The organism is Achromobacter sp. GD03932 (assembly GCF_029839485.1).
In the GTDB taxonomy this organism is placed as follows: Bacteria; Pseudomonadota; Gammaproteobacteria; order Burkholderiales; family Burkholderiaceae_B; genus Achromobacter; species Achromobacter bronchisepticus_A.
The window spans coordinates 99,382-124,120 of sequence record NZ_JAOCAT010000012.1; the positions used below are offsets into that span (position 1 = coordinate 99,382).

General features: G+C 65.4%; 12 protein-coding genes and 1 tRNA gene (1 of these 13 cut by a window edge). 1 reads left to right on the forward strand and 12 read right to left on the reverse strand.

Translation table 11 applies throughout. The features are described from left to right. From N5C88_RS13505 to N5C88_RS13540, 8 genes are all read right to left on the reverse strand, one after another. A protein-coding gene (locus N5C88_RS13505; protein ID WP_280015478.1) for a DUF4347 domain-containing protein crosses the window boundary here: on the reverse strand, nt 1-12,015 show its 5' portion. It extends 19,884 nt beyond the left edge of the window; 12,015 of the gene's 31,899 nt are visible here — the first part of the coding sequence; the start codon lies at nt 12,013-12,015; the stop codon falls past the left edge of the window. Between the two features lie 147 nt (nt 12,016-12,162). Next, the gene (locus tag N5C88_RS13510) at nt 12,163-13,824 is read right to left on the reverse strand and encodes a TolC family outer membrane protein (RefSeq protein WP_280015479.1); all 1,662 of its coding nucleotides are present in this window, start codon (nt 13,822-13,824) and stop codon (nt 12,163-12,165) included. After that, the gene (locus N5C88_RS13515) at nt 13,817-14,686 is read right to left on the reverse strand and encodes a hypothetical protein (protein ID WP_280015480.1); all 870 of its coding nucleotides are present in this window, start codon (nt 14,684-14,686) and stop codon (nt 13,817-13,819) included. Before N5C88_RS13515 ends, N5C88_RS13510 begins: the two co-directional genes overlap by 8 nt. Before the next feature lie 16 nt (nt 14,687-14,702). Then, a complete protein-coding gene (locus N5C88_RS13520) occupies nt 14,703-15,473 on the reverse strand; it encodes a SapC family protein (RefSeq protein WP_280015481.1) in 771 nt (256 codons plus the stop codon). A gap of 441 nt (nt 15,474-15,914) precedes the next feature. Beyond that, entirely contained in the window at nt 15,915-16,751 is an 837-nt protein-coding gene (locus tag N5C88_RS13525; RefSeq protein WP_280015482.1) for an SDR family NAD(P)-dependent oxidoreductase, read from the reverse strand. A gap of 107 nt (nt 16,752-16,858) precedes the next feature. Further along, the gene (locus tag N5C88_RS13530) at nt 16,859-18,298 is read right to left on the reverse strand and encodes an aldehyde dehydrogenase family protein (protein WP_280015483.1); all 1,440 of its coding nucleotides are present in this window, start codon (nt 18,296-18,298) and stop codon (nt 16,859-16,861) included. Nucleotides 18,299-18,391: 93 nt separating this feature from the next. Next, nucleotides 18,392-19,357, reverse strand: a complete 966-nt coding sequence (locus N5C88_RS13535; RefSeq protein ID WP_280015484.1) for a PDR/VanB family oxidoreductase — start codon at nt 19,355-19,357, stop codon at nt 18,392-18,394. A gap of 33 nt (nt 19,358-19,390) precedes the next feature. Then, nucleotides 19,391-20,686, reverse strand: a complete 1,296-nt coding sequence (locus N5C88_RS13540; RefSeq protein ID WP_280015485.1) for a cytochrome P450 — start codon at nt 20,684-20,686, stop codon at nt 19,391-19,393. A gap of 311 nt (nt 20,687-20,997) precedes the next feature. Here N5C88_RS13540 and N5C88_RS13545 point away from each other — a divergent pair, with 311 nt between their 5' ends. Beyond that, nucleotides 20,998-21,708, forward strand: coding sequence for a TetR/AcrR family transcriptional regulator (locus N5C88_RS13545; protein ID WP_280015486.1), 711 nt, complete (start codon nt 20,998-21,000; stop codon nt 21,706-21,708). A 90-nt stretch (nt 21,709-21,798) separates the two neighbouring features. Here N5C88_RS13545 and N5C88_RS13550 read toward each other — a convergent pair. The 4 genes from N5C88_RS13550 to pstC all read right to left on the reverse strand — a co-directional run bounded on the left by N5C88_RS13550 (nt 21,799) and on the right by pstC (nt 24,687). Beyond that, nucleotides 21,799-21,875: transfer RNA gene (locus N5C88_RS13550), tRNA-Pro, on the reverse strand. 87 nt (nt 21,876-21,962) lie between these two features. Then, nucleotides 21,963-22,739, reverse strand: coding sequence for a phosphate ABC transporter ATP-binding protein PstB (pstB, locus tag N5C88_RS13555; RefSeq protein WP_006221056.1), 777 nt, complete (start codon nt 22,737-22,739; stop codon nt 21,963-21,965). A 50-nt stretch (nt 22,740-22,789) separates the two neighbouring features. Then, complete coding sequence (gene pstA / locus N5C88_RS13560; RefSeq protein ID WP_118932910.1) at nt 22,790-23,644, reverse strand: phosphate ABC transporter permease PstA; 855 nt, start codon at nt 23,642-23,644, stop codon at nt 22,790-22,792. A 26-nt stretch (nt 23,645-23,670) separates the two neighbouring features. Then, nucleotides 23,671-24,687, reverse strand: coding sequence for a phosphate ABC transporter permease subunit PstC (gene pstC / locus N5C88_RS13565; RefSeq protein ID WP_059380153.1), 1,017 nt, complete (start codon nt 24,685-24,687; stop codon nt 23,671-23,673). Nucleotides 24,688-24,739: the final 52 nt, after the last annotated feature.

The window sequence follows — 24,739 nt, forward strand, 5'->3', positions numbered from 1 at the left end:
GATCGAGTGTTCGCGCGCGTTGCCCGCGGGCGCGCCGCCCAGGTAGTTATAGGACAGGCTGGCGCCCACCGCGACGCTCGCGCCCTGCGATCCCAGCCCCAGCGCCACCGCGCCCGCCAGGCTGTTGATCGTGGATTCATCGCTGGCCCGGACCACGATATCGCCGCCCGCCGTCACGTCCTGCCCGGCCGCGGTCTCGCCGATCTCGGCCTTGATGCTGTTGGCGATCCAGTTCAGGACTGCCGATCCACCAAAGCCCACATTGGCCCCAGACCCGCCGGCCGCGACCGCGCCGCTGACCGCCATGGCCGAAATCTGCGCGTTCAACCCCGGCGACAGGTCATCGGGCTTGGCAAAACTGGCCAGCACCACGATATCGCCCGTGGCGGACAGGGACGAACGCAATGCGCCCGCGTACACCGTGTCGAATATCTGGTTGACCGCGAATGCCATGCCCGCGGCCACGCGGCCGCCCACGGAGACCGCCACATTGCCGGCCAAGGCCGCGATGCTGGCCACGTCGCGCGCGGCGATGCGGATATCGCCCGAGGTCGCCGTCACCGACGAATCGCGGATCTGCGCATGCACCGTGTTCTTGATCGTGTTGACGGCCAGCGATCCGCTCACCGCCACGCCCGCGCCGCCGGCCAGGCCGACCGACACGTTGTAGATGCTGGCGCGCTCCTCGGCGCGCACTTGCACGGCCTGGGCCTCCACGGTCGCTTGCGCGATCGCCGCGCGCACGTCGTTGCGCATGTCCGCCACGCTCACGGACGCGCCAATGGCGGCCGATGCGCCCTGGGTAGTGGAGATGCCCAGCGCCCCCGTGGCCGTCACGATGCGGCTGGCATCCTGTGCCGATACCGACACCGCGCCGGCCTCGGCGCGCACTTTCTGTCCCGCCGCCGCACTCGTGTTGTCGATGATGGCGCTGACCTCGGAACGCGAGATATTCACGCCGACGGCGCCCGCGCCGCCCAGCGACTTGCCGCCCGCGCCCGCCACCGTGATGCTCAACATGCTGTTGCTCAGCGCATGGCCTTGCGTCAGCGTACCGATATCCAGCGAGATCAGCCCTCCGGACGTAATGCGGTCCACCGCCTTCTGCAGGCTGATGCCACCCGTACCCGTGGCCGCGCCCAGCTTCATGGCGATGCCGTCGCGGGCGTTGTCCAGCGAGCTCGCCAGCTGGTAGCGGAAGGCGCCGCCTTGCGAGGCGTTGATCACGTAGTAGCGCTGGCCGTCCACCAGGCCGGCGATGTTCGCGCCCTGGCTGCGGTAGATGACCACGTCGCCCGTCGCCAGGCCAGCATCGCTGGCGAAGGAGAAGCTGTTTTCGCCGATGACCTGGCTCTGGGCCGACGAAGCCGACAGCGTCGCATCGGTCGGCGTACCCTGGGTGATGCTGGTGTTCTGGGTGCCGTCGCTGCCCGTGCTGGTCGAGGTCTGCGAAGTCTGGCGCACCAAGGCAACCTGCGTGAACGCGATCATCGCGTCCGGGTTGACCGAGATCGGCTTGTTCTGCGCGTCCAGCAGCTTGACGCCGTTGGCGTCCGCCAGGAAGTACTCGTAGCGCTTGGTGCCCGCATTGAACTCCGACACGTAGCCCAGCGTCCCCAGCGCCACCGGCGTGCCGTTCACGTCCTTGAAGCGCAGCGTGGTGCTGTTGACCACTTCAACCACATAGACGTGGTCATTGGACAAGCCAGTCAGCACGCCGTTTGCCGCCAGATTGACGACCACCTTGTCGCCCGTGGCCAGGCCATGGGCCTTGGGCAGCGTCAGGCTGCCGTCCGGGTTCAGGGCTGCGCCTGCGGGATTGTTGACGCTGAAGCGCTGCAAGGCGCCGCCCACGGCCGCGCCGCTGAAGTCGACCAGATTGCCCTGGCCGTCGCGCAGCTGGAACGAGCGCTGGTCGGCGCTCAGGTTGAACACGTAATAGGTGACGCCGACCTTCAGCACGTCCTTGCCTTGGGCCAGGATGCGGTTGGCCAGCACGTCCTCGATCTGGCCGTTGCCGCCGACAGAGCCGCTGTAGACGATGGCCGAGCCCTCCTGCACGCCCGCGAACGGCTGCGTCAGGGTCAGCGTATGGGTGGCGGCATTCACCGTCACGCCGGCGTCCACGCCGTGGAAGGGCTGCAGGTTGACGCTGGTGGCCTCCTGCATGCGCACATGCGCAAAGCCGATGGCCGCCAGGTTGGCGACGCTGCCGAATTGCAGCGCCTTGCCGCGCAGCGCGTCTTCCTGGGTATCCGCCAGCTGGATGATGGCCTGGCCGTCGGGGGCCGCGCGCCGGATCACGTAATACACGCGGTCGTTGCGCAGGGCGGAGCCGTCGGCCAGCGTGATGTTGCCCGCGCCCGAGCTCAGGTAGACGCCGTCGCCGGTCTGCCAGCCTGAAAACTCGCCGCCCGCGGCGCCGGTTTGCGCCGGCATGCCGGCGTTGCCGCTGTCGTCCTTGGCGCCGTTGATGACAGCCGCCGCATCGCCCGTGAAGGTCAGCGTGCTGCCGCCCTGGTCCACGCGGATGTCGCCATCGCCCACCGGCAACTGGCTGCCGCCGTTGAGCTGGGCATTGCCGCCCGCGGCCATCGGGTCCACCAGGCCGGCAAATACGTTGACGTTGCCCTGCACCGCATGCACGTCGCTGCGCAGGATGGCAGCCGCGACCTTGGGATTGGCGGCCGCGCCGCCGTTGTCGGCCACGCCCACCGTGGTGACGGCCGCGCCCGAATCGGCCAGCGTGGTGTTGTCGAAGGCCAGCAGATTGCGGTCGAAAGCCGTGTTGCCGCCCATGATGTTGACGGCCACGGCCAGTCCTACCGCCGCGCCCTGGGTCGCGATCGCGCCCGCCACCGTAATGGCATAGAGCGCCGAGGCGTCCGAGGCATTGACGCGCACGGCGTCGCCCGTGAAGCCTGCCCGGCTGCCCGCCTTGACGGTGCTGTCGCTGATGCGGGCCTCGGTGGCCGCGCGCATCATGTTGACATTGACCGCGCCGGCCAGCGCGAACTTCTTGGACAGCGCGCCCGCCGCCCCCACCGACACCAGCAGCGGCGACGAATGCGCCGACACGTCCACCTTGCCGCTAACGTCCACATCCGCGTACTCGATCAGCGCGCTGGTGCGCGAGCTGAATTCGTTGACGCTGACCGACGCGCCCACGGCCACCGAACCGCCCGCCGTAACCGCGACGCCGCCCGTCACCGCGACCAGCGTATTGTTCTCTGTCGCCTCGACCGTCAGCGACGTGGCGTCGATGCGGCTGCGCGCCGTGACCGCGCCGTTGCCGTCGCGGCTGGGCAGCACATAGGCCGCCACCGCGGAGCCGACGCGGTTGACCTGCACCGAGCCCGCGCCCGCGAACTTCGCCTCGCCCATGCCCACGCCCACGCCGACCGCCCCGCCGCCCAGGGACGAGGTATCTTTGGCGCTGACCTTGACCGCGCCATGCCCGCCGGTATCCACGGTCGAACCCTGGATGCCGGCCATGACGGCGTTGCCGATCTCGTTGTAGCTGACGGCGATGCCCACGCCCGCCTTCTTGCCTACGCCCGCGGCGCCGGTCACCGCAACCAGCGTGGTCTTGTCCTGCGCCCGCACAGTCACGTCGTGGCTACCGCTGGCGGCGCCGTTGTAGACGATCTTGCTGTTGACCAGATAGCTTTCGATGCGGTTGGACATGACATTGACGGATACCGATCCGCCTGCGCCCGTCCCATCGCGCGCCGCGCCCAGCGCGCCCGCGAAGCCCACCGCGACCTGGGTGGATTCCGCCGACACGTCGACACGGCCCGTATACAGCAGCTCGGTCACCTGGCGGATGCCCGCCTCGACCTTGCTGCTGCTGACATTGACCGCGACCGCCGCGCCCACCCCCGCCTTGCCGTCGGAACTGGCGACCGCGCCCGCCACGGTGGCCAGCACGCTCAGGTCGCGGGCCTCCAGCGTCACGTCGCGCGCGCTCACCTTGGCCGCATTGCCCAGCAAGGCAATGTTGGCGTAGTCCGCCACGCCGACGGCGGCCGAACCGGCCACCGCCACGCCCTTCTGCCCCTTGGCGCCGGCCATGCCGGCGGCGATGGTCACGGCCACGCCGGTGCGCCGCGCCGCCAGCGCAAGATCCGCAGCCACCACCAGCTCGCCCACGGCCAGCACCTGGGCGCGCGCCTCGCCGCCCATCATGTTCATGCTGTAGGCGCCCGCCACGGCCACATTCGACTTGGCCGTATCCGATTGCGCCAGCGCGGCCGAGCCCGACAGCGCCAGGCTGTGGGTGCCGTTCAACGCCTCGATCTTGGCGTCGCCGCCGATCGTGATATTCATGCCGGCCGCGTTGATGTAGCCCTGCGCGAAGTCATTGACCATGTTCACGGCCACCGCGCCGGAAATCGCCACGCCCGCCTTGGACTGCTGGCTGGCGCCGCCTGCCGGAGCCGGACTGCCTGGCGCCGCGCCCGCGTCCTGGGTCAGTTGCGTGGCTTGGCCGCTCAGGCCTTCCAGCTTGGAGCCCAGGCTCGTGGCCGGCGCAGGCGCGGGATCGTTCGCCCCCGGAGCCGCGTCGCCCTGGCCGGTGGGCAGCTTGATGTCATCGATGCTGGTGCCCGTGCCTCCCGCGCCGCCCGTGCCGCCGGCGCCCGCGCCGGTGCCGCCGCCCGCGCCCGCCACCGGGCTGGACACGCGCGAACCCGCCACGGCCAGATTGCCGACGAAGCCCTTGTTCTCTGCGCGGATCGTCAAGGAAGCGGCCGAGAACGAGCCTACCGGCAAGCCGGTGGGTGCGCCATCGGCCACGCGCAGCGTGTCGCCGATCAGCGCCTGCGTCCAGCGGTTGACGTCATTGATGGACACGCTCATGCCCACGCCCACCGCCTGCGATCCGGCGGCGGCGCCCGCCACCGTGCCGACCCAGGTCGCGTCCGTCGCCTGGATGTCCGCCGCGCCCGCGGCCGCGATCCGCGCGCCCCGGCCGACCTGGGCCAGGGTGGTCGCGCTGGTGGAGTTGACCAGCACCACGCCGTTGAGCGCCAGGCTCTTGGCCTGGCCGCCCGATGCGCCCAGCGTGACCGAGATCAGTTCATTGTCCGCATCGACCGTCAGCTTGCCCGAGTTGATCTCGGCGGTGTCGCTGACCACGGCGCGCGTATCGTGCTTGGCCGCGTTCACGTACACCGACACGCCGATGGCCGAGCCTTCCTTGGAGCTGCTGCCGTAGTCGAAGCCCTGGAATTTCGGCGTCAGGAATCCCTTGACCCGGTCCTTGCCATAGCTGTAGCGGCTCTCGGCCGCGCCGCGCGGCGCGGCCTGCTGGAGCGACTTGGCGCCGCCCAGGGAAATCGACGGCAGGATGATGTTGCCCACCAGGTTCAGGCGCTGCGAGGAGTTCTCCGCCTGGACGGTCACATCGCCCGCCGTGCCGCCGGACAAGGTCGTATTGATCTTGCCCGCCACCTGCGCCTGCGTCTTGGTGTCCTGCACCAGCACCGTGAATGCGCCCGACAGGGCCAGTTTCTTGCTCTTGGCCGTGGCGCTGGCCCAGCTGCTGAAGCTGGACGAGATGCCGCCCGTGCTGGTCAGCGTGGCCTGCAGATTGTTGAGGAAGGACGCGGCCGCCTTGCCGGCAACCTCGGCCTTGGCCTTGGTGCCGTCGGCGTCATTCCACTTGGCGTTGATGCCGTCGAAGGGCGCGTACAGATTGACCAGCCACAGCTTCATCGGGTCGATCTGGTTTAGGGTGCTGGCGGTAACCGCCACGTCGCCGCCCTGGGTGTTGATCGCGGCCAGCTGGCTGACGGTCGCTCGCGTCGCAACGTCGTCGATGCCAATGACCACGGCCGCCGCCGCGCCAAAATCGGAACCGTCCGGTCCGGGCGCGCGCTCGGGCTGATTGGTCGTCAGGTTGTTCTTCTTGTTCAGGAACGCCTGCTTGTCCGCAATCGCCTGATCGTCCACCCCGCTCATGATGGTGAGCCGGGTGTTGTATTGCGTCTGTGCCTTGACGGTGACGTCGCCGCCCGCGGTGTTGACCGTGGCCGCCACCACGCCGTTGCCGATGCGGGCGGTCGTGGTGATGTTGTTCATCGCCATGCCCAGCGCCGCGCCCACCTGGAACTCGGTGGAGGGATTGTCGATTTCCTTCTGGATGTCCGAATCGTACTTGGCGCGATCCTCGAAATCCTTCTCTTGCTTGATTTCCTTGATCTTGGCGCCGAACTTGCCGCCCCGGCTTTCCGACACCAGCGCGCTGAAGAAACTCTTGACGTACTGAACGCCCGTCCCCAGGCCGCCCAGGGCGCCGCCCACGATGGGGCTGACGGTCTTGGCGATGGCCGCGTTCTTGGCTTCGGTCTGCGCCGACGTCAAGAAATCGCTGCCGGTAGCCGCGCGGCCGCCCAGGATGGTCTTGACGGCAATGGCGCTGCCGGCGTCCTGCGCCTTTGCCTCGACCGTCACCTTGCCCGCATTGCGCGTCACCACCGTGCCGTCCATATAGGCCTCGGTGGTCAGCTGGTTGTACGCGAATCCCACCGCCACGCCGACCTTGGCGTAGCCAGCCTTGTACTTGCCCGTCTCCTTGGACGGATCGATCTTGCCGTCGGCCCCGGTCACCGGCTTGGTGTCGTCGCTTTCGGCCATGGCGCCCGCGGCCGATATCGAAATCGTGCTCTTGTGGCTGGTCAGCGCCTGGATCGTGACGTCGCCGCCCACGCCGCTGACGGTGCCGGTATCCGGATTGGCGGTATGCAGCAGCCCCGTTTCCAGCCTCGCGCCCGTGCCTATGTGCACGCTGGATTCGCTGATCACCACCGCCACGCCCACGCCTATCACCGCCGGCACCGCGCCAATTTGGCCCGGCAGCAACGCGATCTCCATCTCGTTGGTGAGGTCGGACTTGATCGTGATCGAGCGGGACGCGATCACCGTGCCCTGCACGTCGATAGTGGACTTGTTCTGCAGCACGCCCACGGCGATGCCGGCGATCTTGGCTACCAGCGGACTGAGCTTGACCGTGGCCGACGTGGTGGACGTGATGGTCACGTCGCCGTTGGACACCAGGCGCGCCTGCGCGCCGACCTTGATCGACGAGTTGTATTCGATGCCGGCCCAGGCCGCCATGGCGCCGGCGCCGTCCAGGAACTTCATCAAGGCGTCGAAGGCCGAGTTCACGCCGCCCGCCAGCGTGCCCAGCACGCCGCCCTGGTTCGCGCCGTTCTTGATCAGCGGATCCAGGTCGTAGTCCTTGCTGTCGATCTTGCTGCTCAGGCTGACGCCGGATCCGCCCGTGTCCTTGGCCCACAGGGTCGCGTTGTTGATCGTGATGGCGGCGTCCAGCTTGTAGATCTGGGCCACCGCGCTACGCCACGGACGGTAGCGCTGCGCCGCCAGCTCGACCGCTCCCGCGGCCAGCACGATGTTGGCGCCGCTCGTGGCGCCGACGGTGATCTTCTCGCCTTCCAGACGCAGGGCGTAGCCCGCATCCAGCGTGATGTTGTGCAGCACCGAATACGACTGGCCGCGGATGATCACGTTGCGGCCGCTGACCGTCAACGCCTGATCGAGTGCGCCGCTGCCGATGTCCAGCACATAGTCCAGCTTGTTCGTATTCGCGCCCAGCGTCACCCCGGCGATCGTGCCGGTGGTGGAGATCAGGTTGGACAAGGCGGCGCTGCCGCCCAGCGCCATCACCTGCAGGCTGTTGCCGCTGCCGCTATTGGACGCCAGCGTTACGGTCACGGTGCCGCCGGCGGTGTCCGCCGGTTGCGTCACCATGAAGGAAACGTTGTTGGTGTTGCCCTTGAGCGTGTCGTAACCACCGCTGCTGCCCAGGGTGACGGCCTGGGTCCAGGCGCTGGCATCCAGCGTGGTCGCGCCGGTGGAGCTGGTGGAGATGACGGTGGCGTCCGCGAACACGCCGCCGTTGAGCGCCACCTGGCTTGCGGCCGAGCCGCCGCTGACGAAGTGGACGTTGGTATTCGACAGCACTGCGCCGACGCTGGTGTTGACCACCAGGCTGTTGCGCGCGCCGGCCTGCGCGGCGATGCTGTTGCCTGCACCGGTGTTCAGCCCGCCCTGGCCGTAATTCACGACGAAGGTGTTGTCGCCGCCGCCGGAGCGGATCGTCGAGTTGGACCCCGCCAGCACGAACTGCGTCTGATGGCCGATCGCCAGCGCCGCGCCGGTCAGCACGCCCGCGCCATCAGAGCTGCTTTGCACCTGTCCGGCCGCGATCAGGCCGAGTTTATAGGCCGCATCCGACAGGCTGACCGTGGAGTTCGACACCGTGCCGTCGGCGTTCAGCGCCGCCTGCATGCCGGGCGCCAGCGAGAACGCGCCGGAATAGCCCGCCGCGATCGCGTCCTGGCTGTACCGGATCTGCAGGCGGCCCTGCGCGTCCAGGCTCGCCGTCAACGCATAGAGATAATCCCAGGGCGTGGTGCTGTCGCTGGCCGGAATCAGCTTGCCGGCATTGGGGCCGCCGACCGCAATGCGCAGCGGCTCGCCCGCCGCATTGACCATGATGCCGGCGCCGATGGCGTCCAGCAGATCCTGGATGGTGCGCACGCCTTCCAGGCCAACATCGACCCGCGCATTGCCGTGATTGGGAAACACGAACGCCAGCGCAGGCCCTTCCGCCGGCGTGTAGCCCGAGGTCAGATCCGACAGATAGGTCCGCGTGGTCACGCCCGTGTAGGCCGTGGTATCCACGGTATTGGCGCTGCTGCCCTCCACCACGAAGCGGAAGTCCTTGACGTTGGTGTGGACGCTGCTGATCTGCGCCCCGCCCGAACCGATCTTCACCTGGCTGTTATCCAGCGCCACGCTCTTGCCGCCCGTGGACAGCTCTATCGTGTTCGACCCGGCGGACCCGATCACCTGGGTGGCATAGGCATTGCTGATGATGAAATAGTTGGACAGGCCGGCAATGCCGTCCAGCACCGCCGTCCCGGCAAAGCGAGAGGTATCGATCCAGTTGCCATACTCGCCGCTGATCACGCGCACGCTGGAGATGCCGGCATAGGTGGAAGCGGTGGCCTGGGTCTCGTTGGCCGTGCGCTGGATCCAGCCCGTGGCGCCCGTCTGCTGGAATGACACATAGCCCACGCCGCCGCTGGCCGCCATCTGCGACTGGTAGCCTGCGCCGTCCGTGCCGGTCAGGCCGTCGGCCGCCACCACCAGTTCGGTGGCCGCATTGGCGCCCGTGCCGCCATGGAGGTTGTAGCGGCCTCCCAGCAGCATGATCTGGTGCCGGGTGTTGTCGCCCGAGCCCGCGCGGATCACGCCGCCCGCCATCAGCCCGCTGACCAGCACCGTGTTGCCGCTGAAGGCCGAGGCGTCGATCAGGGTGGAACCCAGGCCGCCGTTCAGGCGCGCGTCGCTGAAAGCGCCATTGAGCGTGTTGCTCAGGGTCGGGACCGGCACGCCGGTGCCCAGGGGGGTGCCGTCGGAGGCGTAGCTTGCCGACAGCTGATTGTTGGTGAGCGTGAAATTCCACTGGCCGTTTTCGTCCAGCGTGTTGCTCTGCGCGCCCGCCTGCGCCCACAGCTGGTTCGCGCCCTGGTAGCCGGTAAAGGTATTGTGGCCCAGGCCGCCCAGCAGGACGTTGGCGCCCGCGCTGCCAATCAAGGTCAGGTCGCCGCGGTAATTCGTGCCGTCCAGCATGACGCTGGTGGCGGCGTGATAGGCGCTGCCCGCCGCAGCGGCGGCGTCGATGGTGCGATAGTCCTGCAAGGTCACGGCGTTCACGCCGCGCAGGGTCACCGTGCTTGCGGCGCCCGCGCCCAGAGGCGTGTTCGTCAACGTGGCCGAGGTCTTGTCGCCACTGAGCGAGGCGTTGCTTTCCACGCCCGCGATGTATTCGGTTGCGCCGCCCGCGGCCAGGTTGCCGATCACCAGATCGTTGCCGCCGCCGCCGCTGATGCGGTTCTGTCCGCGGCTATTGGCCACGGTGATGATGTTGTCGCCCAGGCTGCCGACGATGTCGTTGCCATAATCGCCGCCCGCGCCGATGACGTTGCTGATGTTCAGCACTCCGCCCAAGCCGCTGGCATCGTAAAGGCCGGTATTGCCGTCCTGGAAGTTCAGGTTGACGGTGACGTTGTCTTCATAGGCCGAGTAATCCAGCGTGGTTCTGCCCGCCACGCCGAAGAACATCTGCACGTCGAGATTGCTGACCAGCGCGGCCGCCAGGCCGTTGATGCTGCCGTCGGCCGCCACGCCCGCGCCCATGTAGACGCTGATGCCCCCGCCTGTCTGCACGCGGGCCGTGACGTCTGCGCCGAATTGGGAAAGGTCCAGTGTGTTGCCGCTCTGGCCGGCCTGCTGGGTCAGGTTGAAACCGAGGGTGCCGGCGGCGGCGATGTAGGTGTTGCCGCCGCCGCTGCCCTTGATGATGTCTTGCGAGCTGTTGATCGTGACCGTGGTGTCGCCCACCACCGTGATCCTGTTGCCGCCCTGCGTGGAACCCTTGACGCCGCTGATCGCCCGCACATAGCCGAACCCGGTCGGCGGCGGCGGCGGAATCTCTTCGCCATTGGCGTCCGCCGTGGGGCCGGACAGGTCCACCGTCACGCCGGTGGCGTAGCCGCTGTAGTCCAGTATGGTCTTGCCGCTTTGCGCCGTGCCGATCAGGTTGAAGGTCTTGTCGCCGATCTTCAGGCTTTGCGAGCCGTCGGCGGACTTGAACACCACGTTGACGACGCGCTGGGTCCAGTTGTTGCCGGCGTCCACCGTCGAGTACGTGATCTGATAGGCGTCGTTGTTGCTGATGATGGCCGTGACGTTGCCGCGGATGCCCGAGAAATCCAGCGTGTTGTTGCTGTTGTCGTCGTCCTCGTTGCGCACCCAGACGCCGTTATCCAGCTTCATGCCCTGGCGCACTTCGATCGTCGTCACCGCCGCGGTCGAATTGTTGTCGAACACAAACGTGTTATTGCTGCCGTAGCCGATCAAATGATCATTGACCGCCACGCCCTGCAGGGTCGAACCGCCGCTTTGCAGGCCGGTGGCGCTGGCCATCACGCCGTTCCAGCTGGCGACCGTCACCGTGCCGGCCTCGATCGCGCCTTGACGGTAGTCCAGCACCCAGTCGCCGCCCAGCGCGGCGCTGCCCACGGTATGGGTGGCCGCCGCCACGTCGGCGCGCGTAATCGCCGCGAGGCTATCGACGAAGGCGATGCCGCCACGGCCGGCCGCCACGTTGCAGCCATAGAGCAGGATGTCGCCGTCTTCCGACATGGCGTCGCCCCAGGCGCGCAGCTGGTCCTTGTAAGCATCCAGCTGGCCCGAACCCAGGGTGGCCGTGCCCAGCTTCAGGGATCCCACGCTGCCGTGGCTCATGATCTGCACCGCCGCCAGGTCCTGGTGCTGGCCCAGCACCTGCGTAATCTGGTCCACGCCGTCGTAGCGGCCGTCCAGCACAATGATCTCGGTGTCGTGGCTGCGCAGCACCTGCAATTGCGGGCCGTCGCCTGTGGGCCTGGCCAACCCGTCCAGGCCTTCGGTCTTGCCGCTGATCAAGCCATACAGGCCCTGGACGATCTGCTCGGCATTGTCCACCGCCGGATCCACGAAGATGATCTGGCGCACCGGCGTCTGTTCAGAGTTTGTGGTGTAGCCGGGGATGTTGGCGACGGGCTTGGGCTGGCTGGCTTCCTGCCCGGGCAGCCAGGCCTTGGCGTCGCCCTGGCGCGTGGCGCTGGCCTTGGCGTACTGCTCCAGCGTCAGCATCTCGCTGTGCTGCGTGACGGCCTTGAAGGCCGCCCGTTCCACCAGGTACGGATGCGAGCCGGGCGCGCTGGGCTTCTTGCCTTGAGCACCGGCGGCGGGATCGGCGGGCGCCACCACGGGAGCCTGATCGCTTGCGGGCGGCGGCGGCGGCACCAGCAGTTCGGCCGACATGAGATAACGGCGCTCCAGCGCCTCGAAGAGCGGCCGCCTGCGGAACAGGGACTGCTGCACCTCGCGGGAGGAACGGCCGGTCCAGAGTTTGCGCGCCAGTTTCTTCATGCTCATATCGTCGCTCGACATTTCTTGTGCGGGCGCTGGAAACGCCCTGATTTAAACGATTCCGAGCCATCCGGCTGATCGCCGGATAGCTCCGCTGTGGTCTTGCCTGCGTACTGCCCGGCCTGCGCGTCGTGGCGCAGGCCCCCTCCGGTCCTACAGCATCTGCTGGCTGATCGCCGCGATGTCCGCCGCGTTCAGCGTGCCGGCGGCCTGCTTGAGCTTCAGGCCGTCCAGCAAAAAGTTGTATCCAGCCTCGGCCTGCTGGCGCTTGGCGTTGTACAGGTTGCGCGTCGCGTCCAGCACGCTGACGATGTCGTTCAGCCCTGCCTGGAAGCCCTCTTCCTTGAGCTTCAATGCCAGTTCGAACGACTCCACCGAGCTGTTCAGCGCCTTGATCCGGTCCATGCCGATCACGATGTTCTGGAACGACGAGAACACCTGGCGCTGCACCTTGCGCCGCGTCAGGCTCAGGTCGGACGAGGCCGCGCTCAGGCGGCTGGCCGCCGCGTGACTCATGCCGTAGGTGTAGCCGCCCTGGAAGATCGGCACCGACAGGTTCACCGTGAAGCGGGTATCGGCCACCGTGCTGCCGCCGCCGAACAGGCTGCCGCCCGTCTCGTTGCGGCCGGTGGAGGCGCGCAGATTGACGCTGGGGTAGTAACCCGCCTTCTGCACCGACACTTCCTTTTCCGCCACCGCCACGCCGGCCGAAGCCGCGCGGATCGACCAGTTCTGGTCCAGCGCGGTGCGCAGCCAGGCCTGGGGATCGTTGGGCACGGGCAGCGTCATGGGCAGGTCCTTGCGCACCGGACGCAGCTTCAGGTTGCCGTAGCCGACGATCTCCTGCACAGCCTGTTGCTTGTCCAGGTAGTCGTTCTTTGCCAGCAGCGTATTGGCATCCTGGATATCCAGGCGCGCCTGCACTTCGCTCAGGCCCACGCGGGTTTCCTGGCCGCTGTGAAAGCGCGCCTGCACCAGTTCCTGCTGCTTCCGCGTGGTGCGGCGCTCCGCCTCGGTCAGCTCGATCTGATCCTGCGCCGCCAGCACGCTGAGATAGGCGGTTGCCGTGCGCAGCATCAGGTCTTGCTGCGCGTAGGCGTAGCTGGCCACTTCCTTGCGCTCGGCCTCCTGCGACTGGCGCCACTTGTGATACGCGCCCAGTTCGAAGATCGGTTGGTTCAGGGTCAGCGCCCAGCCGTTCTCGGCCCAGTTGGCGCGGCCGGTCTGGTAGACGGTGTTTTCGCTGTCGACCACGTTCTGGCGGACGCGGCTGCGATTCATTTCGCCGCTCACGCTGGGCAGCAGGCCCGCGCGCGCGGAGATCACGCCATAGCCCACGGCCTGCAGTTCCTGGTAAGCGCCTTGCATCTGCGGATCGTTCTGCAGCGCCATCATGTAGACCTGGTCCAGCGTCATCGGATCGCTCTGGTCCGGCAGCTGTGCGCCGTTGTACGCCGGCATGTCTTGCGCCAGATAGGACGCTGGCGCCGGAAACACGGTGTTCTCATCAAAGCGCGGCGCGGGCGCGGGGGCCACGTCGTCCATCTGGGCGCTGGGCGTGGTCTTGCCGAAGCCGGAATCCTCCTGGGGAGTGGACTGCCCCAGCTTGAGCGGGCCGCTTTCGGTTTGCGGCGCCGTCGCGGCAGCGGCCGGCGCGGAGGCGGCCGGCGCGGAGGAGGCCGGCGCGGACGTGGCCGGCGTCCCCTGGCCGGACGAGGCGCAGCCCGCCACGTTCAATGCGGCCATAACCGCCGCCGCCAGCATGCCCTTGCGCGCGAACGCCGGAGGAAAGTGAAGCTTGTTGTAGTCAGTCATAGTAGACAGTCAGGAACTCGTGCCCGTCCCGCGCTGCGCCCGCAGCCAGGCTATAGAGGCTGCGGGGTTCGTCGGGCAACAGGAAACCAAGAACATCGCTTTCCGCCAAAGCGAGACTGGCGGCCAGACGCAGAAGATCGGGGATGAACGCCCGCAACGGCAGCTCGGCCCCACGAAAAGTCACCGTGAACGAATCGCGCCGGGTGTCGGCCTCGTCCACTTCCAGGAACATGAAGCCGGCCGGATCGGCCTGCCCGCAAGCCTGCGCCACGATGCGCTGCGCAACCTGCCGCAACACCGGGTTGCCGAGCCGGGCAAGATAAGGCTCCAGGTGCGCATCGAACGCCGCGCGGTCTTGCAGATGACGCATGCGGTAAGCCGTCACCGCCGCCTCGCGCTGCGTCGCCGGGTGCCATTTGTAGCCGCAGCCCAGGGGCAGCACGCCATGCTGGCGCAGCGCCTCCGGCGTGGGCATGAACTCCAGATAGACGCGGTACGTGCCGGCCGCGCCATCGGGTTCATAGGCGAAGAACATGGCGCGCGCATGCTCCATGTCCTGCGCCACCCGCATCCATAGCGCCTGCGGCATGGCAAGCGCGCGCGACAAGGTGGCCAAATCCAGCTGACGCCAGTTTTCGCGCTGTATGCCCAGCATGAAGCGGTTGCCGACCAGGCCTGCGGCCGAGAACTTCATCGACCATTCGACCCCGTCGATCTGCCGGTTCTTGAAGACCGACAGCAAACGGTCTGCCCAGATCCGTTGCTCCCCCCGCAGCGTGTGCAGGGGGATATGGATCTCGGGTTCGGTGCCGGCTTGGCTGGGGGCCTGGCCGATCGCGGGAGTCAAGGTTGCGGTCAGCATGGCCCTGCGGCGGGAATCAGGCCGCGGACTCGGCGGGCGCGGCGTCCTGCTGCAGCGCCTTCAGGCGGCGCTGCTCGTCCAGCTGCATGGCCAGGCGCTGGACGTTGCCCAGCGACGCGCGATGCAGTTCGATCAGGCGCAGAATGCCGGCGCGATGCAGTTCGAGCACGCGGGCATCGTCGATGCCGGCGAACTTCTGCTCGTCCACGACCCAGAAGCCGCTCAGATAGCGGTCGCCGTCGGCCTGCGAAATCGTGATCGTCTTGGCCGTGAGCAAGCCCAGCTCGTTCAGACGCTGGGCCATGTTCTTGGTCAGTTCCATTTCGCCCTGGAACACGCGCAGGAATTCCATCATCTGCGTCAGGTAGCCGGTTTCCTTGCCGTCCTCGAACAAGGCCACGCCCTCCGCGGCATTGACGCCGGGATAGGACTCGTCGATGCACACGGCCAACCGGTCGGCCTCGGCCGTGGTGCCCAGCACGAAGGGATAGCGGCGGGCAAAGGCGGGAACGTAGGTATCGGCCTTCCAGGTGCCCAGCTCGGTCACGAACAGATTGGACTTGTCTTCCAGGCCCAGCAGCACGGCCACGTGGAAGTTGCCAGCGTCGTCGCCCACGAACACGATCGGATAGTGGCGGCCGGCATCGGCGAATTCGCTGGCGGCGATGGGCAGAGCATTCGTGTCCTGCGCAAATGCGTAATGATCCGGCTGAATCTGGATCTTGGTGCCCTGGTGCGCTGCCCGATCCAGCGCCACAGCCCGTTCATAAAACACAGTCGCTGACATGCCTCTAGCCCTCCTTGCCTTTTTCCAGTTACGGACCCGAGCATCATGTAAAGCTTGCACACACTGTTGCTGATATGCCGGCTTTTTCGCTCAAGTCAATGCATCATTTTGTCTATTGACTGCAAGCATTAGACGAGGATTGAAACTCTTCGTCTATACCTGAAACTAGGTATATCTTCTTATGGCGAAAGGGAATTTTCTGGGTTACAACTGATAACATCGCAATAAACTGATGTATTTCGCATTAATGCGAAGGCTTCGCGGCGGACCGATAGCTGCCAGGCGGTGCGCATCGCGAAGTTGCTCTCGGATGGCTCCGCAAGAAAAAGCCCGCCGGGTCAGGGCGGGCCTTGGTTCAATCTTCGCGGCCAGGTTCCTGGCCGCACTGTCAGATGGCTGCTTGGCAGGCCGGCCGTTGCAGGCCGGTAAACGCCGTTTCCATCAAAGCACGAAGCAATCCGCCGAAGCGCGCACCGTCATGTCGCTGACCGAAACGCCCCAGGGTTGATCGATGGCCAGCAGGACCGCGTCGGCGATCGATTCAGGCTCCAGCGGCATGTGCGATATGCTCTCCGGATCGCGGGAATGGGGCGGCAAAGACCCATCCTGCAGGCCCTTTATCATCGCCGTGAATTGCTCCATGTTGTTCCCGACTATGCCAACGGCGGCAGCGTGGTTGACCACGGAGCCGCCCAGTCCGGTGCTGGGCACGCCCGTGGGTTTGATCGTCGTCACCTTGATCTTTCCGCGCGCCTCCATTCTCACGGCTTCCGACATGAAGTTGACTGCCGCCTTGGTGGCCCCATAGATCGCCGCGCCCACCACGGGAAAATTCCCGTAGATGGACGAGATGTTGACGAAGTGACCGCGTCCCTGGGACATCATGGCGTCGTGGGCGGCGATCATGCCGTTGAACACGCCCTTCATATTGATATCGATGCAGCGCATCCAGGCATCGTAGGCAAGCGCGTGATCGGCGACAAAAGCCAGGGGCATGACGCCCGCGTTATTGAGCATCACGTCGATCGAACCGTATTCGTGCACGCTGGCCGCGACGAGGCGCTTCAGGTCATCCAGAATGCGGACATCGGCGGCTAAGGCCTGCGCCCGCCCCCCGGCCGCAATAATGCCCGCGACGGTTTCCTTGGCCGCCGCCGCATTGACGTCGCCACACGTCACCAACGCACCGCGCGCAGCGGCCTTCTGCGCGACCAAACGGCCGAAGCCTCCGCCTGCGCCGGTAATGACGATGGTCTTGCCTGAGATGTAGTCGTTCATGGTGTTTTTCCTTGTATGCCTCGATGTAGGCAAGCCGCTTGCGCAGAGCCGCATGGCTGCCATGTGCGTACCTTGCCGTCGTATCGGTCTATCGGTGCAATGACGCGTCAGGAGCCGCCCTGCGTTCGATGCGGCCGCTTCACCGACACCGTCCTGGGCACCGTGTACTCCAGCAAACCATCGACCCCGTTCTCGATGCCTATGCCCGATTGCTTGTGCCCGGCCATGGGCTTGGAGGGCTTGAGAGTGTGGATCTGATTGACCCAGACAGTGCCGGTGTTCAATCGCAGTGCGACCCTGGTCGCGGCCGCGTGATCGCTCCCCCACACCGACCCGCCCAAGCCATACTCGCTGTCGTTGGCTCGCGCAATCACTTCTTCCTCGTCGCGGAAACTGAGCAGCGGCAGGATCGGACCGAAAGGTTCCTCGCGCACCACGCGCGCCGTATCTGGCGGGTTGTCCACCAAGGTGATTGGAAAGAAATAGCCCTTCCCTTCGGGGACTTCTCCGCCGGCCAGAAAGCGGCAACCCTGGTTGCGCGTGTCCTCAAGCAAACGCTTCAGCCGCTCGAACTGACGGCGATTCTGCACGGGACCGAGCTGGACGCCCTCGACGTTGCCGGCCCCGAGCCGGGTTTCACGCGCCAGCCTCGCCAGCGCCTGCGCCATCCGGTCGTAAACATCTTCGTGGATGTACAAGCGCTTGATGGCAAGGCAGTACTGCGCGCTGTTGGCGAATGCCCCCCAGAAGATAAGGGGCGCAATCGCGTCGATATCGGCATCGGCCATGACGATGGCCGCGTCGTTTCCGCCGAGCTCAAGTGTCAGCCGCTTCAGGTTGCCTGCTGCGCTAGCCATAACGGCGCGACCGGTTTGGGTCGATCCGGTGAAGCTGATCTTGTCGATGCCCGGATGCTCTGACATCAGTGGACCCAGCGCGTCGGACCCGCTGATGACATTCAGCACGCCCGGCGGCAACACGTCGCGCAGCAACTCGCCCAGCTTCAATGTCGCCAGCGGTGTAAACGGCGAAGGCTTCAGCACCATGGTATTGCCCGTGAGCAAGGCGGGCGCGATCTTCCAGATGGCCAACACCAGCGGGAAATTCCAAGGCACGATGCCGCCGACCACCCCTAACGGCACGCGCAGCACCCTGACCAACTCTTCGGGCGACTCGGTGCTTACGTCGGCGGGAAAATCCAACCCAGCCGTCGCCGTGCACCAGAATGCGGCGGCCATCACCTCCTGGCGCGCAGCCGCAAGCGGTTTGCCTTGCTCCCGCGTCAACAACTGCGCCAACGTTTCCTGATTGGACACGATGACTTCACCCACCCGGGCGATCAACTTTCGCCGTTCTTCCAATGGCAGTCCGGCCCAGGCGGGCGCCGCGCGCCGCGCGCTGGCCACGGCTTCGTCCAACTGCCGCGGCGCGGCGTCGGGCGCGCGAGCCACGACCTGCTCCGTGGCCGGATCGAGCACCTCGATGCGCCTTGACGCATCTACGGCCTTTCCATCTATGGTCATGCTGAATTCAATGGGATTTCCCATGGTGATTCGGACCTCAATGTTGCGGGCCTGGCAAAACGTCCATCGGCCGCGCGTTGGCTGACGGCGCTCGCTACCGAGCGCCGTGACGAACAATCAGAGATCAAGCACAAGCAGCGGCGACTTGGCGCGCGAGCAACACGGGGTGAACTGGTCGCCGCTTGCATGCTCTTCGTCCGTAAGGAATACGTCGCGATGGTCCGCCACTCCTTCCACCAGCCGCATGACGCAAGAACCGCAGGAACCCTCGCCGCAGGAGGTATAGATGTCGACACCCGCAGCAAGCAGCACGGACGCCACTGATCGGTCCGCGGGCACATGGAACAACTGGCCGGAACCGGCGAGCTTTACGTCGAAGGCGGTGTCTTGCGAGACATCCACGGCCTTGGCGCCGAAGTGCTCATACCGCACCCGATGCTTCGCGATGCCAGCCCCATCCGCCGCCCGGCAGACCCATTCGATGAAGCCGGCGGGACCGCAGACGTAGATCTCTTGCGTTGCGCCCGTTTGGGAAAACAGTTCATCCGGACGCAATCTCTGCTCATCGGGCTGGTCGTCATAGTGGAAGATGACGTTTGCGCTGAAGGCGGACTGGGCGATGCGGTCAAGAAAGGCCGCTTTCGATTGATTGCGAACGCAGTAGTGCAAGGAAAATTCCGTCCCCGCCGCATGCAGGGTTTCCGCCATGCACAGCATGGGCGTAATGCCTATGCCTCCCGCGAGCAAGATGCTCGGGGCCTGCGGCTTGAGCGGGAAGTGGTTGCGCGGCATGCCGATCACAACGATGGCCCCCGGTTGCAGGGTTTCATGGATCGCAACCGAACCGCCACGCGACTGGGGATCCCGCAGGATGCCGATGACGTAGCGGTGCCGTTCCGACGGCGCGTTGCACAGCGAATACTGCCGCACAATGCCAGGAGCGATGTGTACATCTATGTGGGCTCCTGCCTCGAAAGGCGGCAGGTTGCCGCCGTCCAGAGCTTCCAGTTCCAGACTGATGATGTCGTCGGCTTCCTGCCGCCGGTGCGTAACGCGCACTGAACTCGTTACTTGAGATTGCATCGCTAATGCTCTACGGAATGAGGGGAAGAACCGCTAGTTCATGAAGCATCGAACAGGTAGATGCTTGGGGCCGCCGACGAAACGCGAGGCGCTCATGGTCATCTCGCCTGCCAGCTCTACACGCTGCAAGCGCGGAATCATCTCTTCGAACAGCAGGCGCATCTCCATCTTTGCCAGGTGTTGCCCCAGACAGATATGCGTTCCCAGCCCGAAGGCCAGGTGCCGATTCGGCTTGCGGTCAATGTCGAAAGCAAAGGGATTCTCGAAGGCTTCCTCGTCACGATTGGCCGAGCCGTAGCACAGCATCAACCAGTCGCCCTTGCGAATCTGGCGGCCGCGGATTTCGGTGTCTGCCACGGCGGTACGCATGAAATGCCGCACCGGGGACGCCATGCGCACCGCTTCGTCAATGAACTGCGGGATCAGGCCAGGATTGGCTTGGAGCCTGGGCAAAAGCTCCGGATACTGGCCGAGCGCCCACATGGCAACCGCGGTCGACGACGAGGTCGTGTCGTGCCCTGCCGTGGCGATGATCACGTAGTAGCCCAATCGGCTGTCCTCGCTGATGGGGACGCCGTCTATGACCGCATTGGCAAGCAGCGTCGCCACATCATTGCGCGGATTCGCACGCCGGTCGGCCGTGACCTTTTCGAAGTACGCGCGGAAGTCGGCCACGATGGCCAGCGTGTACTTGGCCAGCGCCTCGGGATCGCTGGCGCGCGCCTGCCCCGCACGTTTGAGTTCGGGGTCTTCGCTGCCGAACAGCTCCTGCGTCAACAGCAGCATCCTGCTTTCGTCCTCGGGCGGCACGCCCAGGATGTCCATGATGACGTGCAGCGGATAATGCAGCGCAATCTCCGTGGCGAAATCGATGACCTCGCCGTCGGCGGCGGCAAGCTTGTCGACGGTACGGGCGGCCAGGTCGCGGATCCGCTCATCCAGCTTGAGTATGCTGTTCGGCATGAACCACGCCTGCGTCAGTGATCGCAGCCCCTTGTGCTCCTCGCCGTCGACATGCACCAGCGACCTGATGCCGCCGTTGTGGCTCCCGCTTACGGCCACGAGCTGCTGAATCGTCGCCTTGGGGGAACAGATAATGGCGTAGTCGCCATTGCGGAAAGTCTGGGTGTCGCGCGATATCGTGGACACGTCCGCATGCTTGGTGACGACCCAGAAGGGATCGAAGCCGTCGTTGATCGCTCGCCCCAACGGGTTGTTGGCACGCGCCCATGTGTAAGTGGCATGCAGTTCATCAATGTCGGCATAGACCTGAGCATCAACCAGGACTTTCGAGACATGGCCGGGCAGATCGAAATCGGTATGGTTCATGATGTGGGGCGGGAAGGTGGAAGGGTCGATTCGAGGGGCGATGCATCACTGGACGGCTGCGATCGTCCAATAGGCATAAACCACTCAATAAATCAGAATTCAAATTCTGATTCTATTATTGAGAGGCGCCGGCCCCTCTTCAATGCGGGGTTTCCCTAGGCCCGCATCAGCGCCAGGCAAAGCGCTCGTTACCGCCGCTCCTTCGGCAAACGGCGTCCGCCATAAGAGAGAGCAGTGGCCTCGCTTGATTGTTAAGAGAGATATCGCCTGCTACTGCATAATGTTGCACTTCAGGTTGGATAGATGTTGCCATGGCCACCTCTCGATCACAGAAAGCAATTACCAAGACGACACGCGCCTCCGGGGAGCGAAAGGCTCCCCGCGCGGCTCCGAAATCACCAGCCGCTCCCCGCCCTCCCCAGCAATTGCGCAGCGAGGAGTCGCTGGCCAAGATGATTCGCGCTGGCAGAGAGTTGATAGAACGACATGCGAACCTGGACCTGGTGCTGATCAATGACGTAATACGTCTGGCGGGCACATCCATCGGCGCGTTCTATGGCCGCTTCCAAGACAAGGAAACCTTTCTTGCGGCAGTCCTGGACGCCGCGGTCGCGGAAACCCAGGCGGAAGCCGACAACCTGGTCTGGCAGGACGCCGTCTGGACCGAAGGCACCGCCTCCGATATGGTCGCGGCCCTAGTCGATTACTACGTCCGCGGCTGCCGCCAAAACCGGGGAATCTTCCAGGCTCTGCTAAAGGTTTTTTCGATGGACCGCCGGGAATCGAGTCCGCTGGTCGCCCTGAATCGCCATATGAGTGCCCTGTTCATACCCGCTCTGGCGCGAAAAATGCCGGTCCGGACAGGCGAGGATGTCGAATTGGATATCAAGATCGCCATGCAGATGCTGTCGGGAACGCTCAGCGTCATGATGCTGACGGACCCGGGGCCGCTGCACCTCGCGGACGATGCAATCAAGCAGCAATTGACGGAAAGGATGCGGCGGATACTGCGCTTGGCCTGAAGACGGCCGCTTCGTGCGGCAGCCCGGCCGCACGCCTGCGCCAGCAGCAAAAAGGCCGTCAGCGACATGTCGTTGACGGCCTTTCTTTATTGGTCGGGGCGGTGGGATTCGAACTCACGACCCTCTGCTCCCAAAGCAGATGCGCTACCAGGCTGCGCTACGCCCCGAAGGGTGGCAACTATACCAGATCTCGGCCCGCCTGGCCTACGCCTGTCTCTGGCCGTGCGTCCGGCGACGGCCCGTCTCGGTGGCGATCAGCCGAAACGGCCCGTAATGTAGTCTTCCGTTTCCTTGCGCGAAGGCTTCACGAAGATCTGGTCGGTCTGGCCGAATTCCATCAGCTCGCCCAGGTACATGTAGGCGGTGTAGTCCGAGCAGCGCGCGGCCTGCTGCATGTTGTGCGTCACGATGACGACGGTGTAGTCGTTCTTCAGTTCGGCGATCAGCTCTTCGATCTTGGCGGTCGAAATCGGGTCCAGCGCCGAGCACGGCTCGTCCAGCAGCAGCACTTCGGGCTTGATGGCCACGCCGCGCGCGATGCACAGGCGCTGTTGCTGGCCGCCCGACAGGCTGTTGCCGCTCTGGTGCAGCTTGTCCTTCACTTCGTTCCACAGCGCGGCCTTGCTCAGGGCCCATTCCACGCGCTCGTCCATTTCACCCTTGGACAGGCGCTCGAACAGGCGCACGCCGAAGGCAATGTTGTCGTAGATGCTCATGGGGAACGGCGTGGGCTTCTGGAACACCATGCCCACCTTGGCGCGGATCAGCGAGATGTCGGTCTTGGCCGTCAGCAGGTTTTCGCCGTCCAGGATGATTTCGCCCTCGGCGCGCTGGCCGGGGTAGAGCTCGAACATGCGGTTGAAGGTGCGCAGCAGCGTGGACTTGCCGCAGCCCGACGGGCCGATGAAGGCGGTGACCTTCTTCTCCTGGATCGACATGTTCACATTGCGGATCGCATGGAACTTGCCGTAGTAGAAGTTCAGGTTCTTGACCTCGATCTTGTTCTTGACGGCGGTAGCGGTGTTTTCCATTTGGTTTCCCTTGGCTCCGGCGCGCCCCAGGCGCGCCGGCAAAGCGATCTTTACTTGCGGAACATGTTGCGGGCGATGATGTTGATGCCCAGCACCAGCAGCGTAATCAGCGTGGCGCCGGCCCATGCCAGGTTGTTCCAGTCCTTGAAGGGGCTGGCGGCGTACTGGTAGATCACGACCGGCAGGTTGGCCATCGGGCCGTTCATGTTCAGGGACATGAACTGGTTCGACAGCGCGGTGAACAGCAGCGGCGCGGTTTCACCCGAGATCCGGGCAATGGCGAGCAGCACGCCGGTGATGATGCCGGTCTTGGCGGCGCGATAGCACACCATGGTGATCATGCGCCACTTGGGGCAACCCAGCGCGGCAGCCGCTTCGCGCAGGCTGTTGGGCACCAGCAGCAGCATGTTGTCGGTGGTGCGCACCACCACCGGGATCACCAGGATGGACAGCGCGATGGCGCCAGCCCAGCCCGAGTAGTGCCCGACCTGGGCCACGTACACGGCATAGATGAACAGGCCGATAATGATGGACGGGGCCGACAGCAGCACGTCGTTCAGGAAGCGCGTGGCCGGCGCCAGCCAGCCGCGCTGGCCGTATTCGGCCAGGTAGGTGCCGGCCAGGATGCCGACGGGCGTGCCGATGAGCGTGCCCACGCCAGCCATCATCACGCTGCCGAAAATGGCGTTGATGAGACCGCCGGTCTGTCCGGGCGGCGGCGTGATCTCGGTGAAGAGCGTGTACGACAGCGCGGGCGCGCCCTTCATCAGCAGCGTCAGAATGATCCAGAACAGCCAGAACAGCCCGAACACCAGGGTGCCCAGCGAAATGGTCAGCATGATGCGGTTGACCACGCGGCGCCGGCGATAGGTGCCGTTCTGCATATTGAGTACGGATACAGCCATGATGTTTTCCTTGTGCTCGCGGCGCGTCAGGTTTTCTTGCCTTCACTGGCGGACAAGCGGACCAGCAGCATCTTGGCCAGGGCGAGCACGATGGTCGTGATCAGGAACAGGATCAGGCCCAGTTCCAGCAGCGCCGACTTCTGTATGCCGCCCGCCTCATTGAATTCGTTGGCCAGCGCGGAAGCGATCGAGTTGCCCGGCGAGAACAGCGAACCGGACCACTTGAAGGCGTTGCCGATGACGAAGGTCACGGCCATGGTTTCGCCAAGCGCGCGGCCCAGGCCCAGCATGATGCCGCCGATGACGCCCGACTTGGTGTAGGGCAGCACCACGCGCCACATCACTTCCCAGGTCGTGCTGCCCAGGCCGTAGGCGGACTCCTTGAGCATCGCCGGCACCAGTTCGAACACGTCGCGCATGACCGCGGCGATGAACGGGATGATCATGATCGAGAGGATCAGGCCGGCGGTGAAGATGCCGATGCCGAAAGGCGGCCCCGCGAAGATGCCGCCGATCACGGGCAGGCTGCCCAGCGTCGCGATCAGGAAAGGCTGCACATACTGCTGGAACACGGGGACGAAGACGAACAGGCCCCACATGCCGTAGATGATGGACGGAATCGCCGCCAGCATTTCGACCGCGGTGCCCAGCGGGCGGCGCAGCCAGGTGGGCGACAGTTCGGTCAGGAAGATGGCGATGCCGAAGGACACGGGCACCGCGATGATCAGGGCGATGGCCGAGGTCAGCAGCGTGCCGATGATGGGCACCACCGCGCCGTAGTTGGAATTGACCGGATCCCAGTCGTTGAGCCAGAGGAACGACAGGCCGTACTTGGCCAACGATTCGCGGCTGCCGTAGATCAGGGAAACAAGAATCGCCGCCAGCAGGATGAACACCAGGAAGGCGAACAGGCGGGTCAGGTTCTTGAATAGCGCATCCATCAGCGCGTTTTTATTTTGCTTCATAGGCGAAGGCGTGCCGGTAGTCACGGAGTCCGCCACGCTGGGCGAAAGCGGCACACTATTATCCATTACCGCGCTCATGGATGGACTTTCCTTAGGAAACCAGGGGAGAAACTGCGAAGGTCTTGCGGCG

Bases quoted from the DNA above. Each gene is read 5' to 3' on its own strand.
- pstC (WP_059380153.1), bottom strand. From the start codon at position 24,687: ATGAGCGCGGTAATGGATAATAGTGTGCCGCTTTCGCCCAGCGTGGCG.
- pstB (WP_006221056.1), bottom strand. From the start codon at position 22,739: ATGGAAAACACCGCTACCGCCGTCAAGAACAAGATCGAGGTCAAGAAC.
- N5C88_RS13510 (WP_280015479.1), bottom strand. From the start codon at position 13,824: ATGACTGACTACAACAAGCTTCACTTTCCTCCGGCGTTCGCGCGCAAG.
- N5C88_RS13525 (WP_280015482.1), bottom strand. From the start codon at position 16,751: ATGAACGACTACATCTCAGGCAAGACCATCGTCATTACCGGCGCAGGC.
- N5C88_RS13520 (WP_280015481.1), bottom strand. From the start codon at position 15,473: ATGTCAGCGACTGTGTTTTATGAACGGGCTGTGGCGCTGGATCGGGCA.
- pstA (WP_118932910.1), bottom strand. From the start codon at position 23,644: ATGGCTGTATCCGTACTCAATATGCAGAACGGCACCTATCGCCGGCGC.
- N5C88_RS13515 (WP_280015480.1), bottom strand. From the start codon at position 14,686: ATGCTGACCGCAACCTTGACTCCCGCGATCGGCCAGGCCCCCAGCCAA.
- N5C88_RS13530 (WP_280015483.1), bottom strand. From the start codon at position 18,298: ATGGGAAATCCCATTGAATTCAGCATGACCATAGATGGAAAGGCCGTA.
- N5C88_RS13545 (WP_280015486.1), top strand. From the start codon at position 20,998: ATGGCCACCTCTCGATCACAGAAAGCAATTACCAAGACGACACGCGCC.
- N5C88_RS13535 (WP_280015484.1), bottom strand. From the start codon at position 19,357: ATGCAATCTCAAGTAACGAGTTCAGTGCGCGTTACGCACCGGCGGCAG.
- N5C88_RS13540 (WP_280015485.1), bottom strand. From the start codon at position 20,686: ATGAACCATACCGATTTCGATCTGCCCGGCCATGTCTCGAAAGTCCTG.